General features: G+C 62.3%; 1 pseudogene. It reads right to left on the reverse strand.

Features of this window, described 5'->3' with window-relative positions:
• Positions 1 to 530: pseudogene (locus FTE26_RS08560) on the reverse strand (RHS element protein); the annotation flags it as partial.

A 530-nucleotide genomic window follows, 5' to 3' on the forward strand; every position in this document is an offset into this window, starting at 1 on the left:
GAGTTCGCCGTTGTCGTTCCAGGTGTAATCGCGGTCAGACAGCAGGCTGTTCAGGTGCTGGCTCTGTAACTGCCCGGCAGGGGTGTAAGCGGTGGTGAGTTCATAACGGCCGAAGCTGCGCAGCGTTTCCCGGTGCAGGCGGTCGCGGGTGAAATCCACCAGCGGTGTGTCGCCGAGCTTCATGCCTGCCAGGTAACCGCTGCCGTAGGCCAGCCATTCCACGGCGGGCAGGCTGTCCGGTATACAGCGGTTCGCCAGTCCCTGCGCGTTGTACGCATGTCTGGTCTCATGCTGCCAGAGCAGTGCTTCCGTCTCCGGGTGATGCACCGTCTGGCGCTCACCGGTCAGGCGGCCTTTCTCATCATATCCATAATACACCGCCACCCGGTGCCCTTCGCTGATATGGCTGATGTCTGTCAGCCAGCCGCGTTCGTCATACTGCCACCGCTCTGCGGTTTCGCCATTCACGGTGCGGTGCGTGAGGCGGTCTGCTTCGTCATAGTGCCAGTGGGTGACCAGCCCCTCATCCT

It is taken from the genome of Escherichia sp. S10b, from assembly GCF_028421345.1.
Lineage (GTDB): Bacteria > Pseudomonadota > Gammaproteobacteria > Enterobacterales > Enterobacteriaceae > ECMA0423.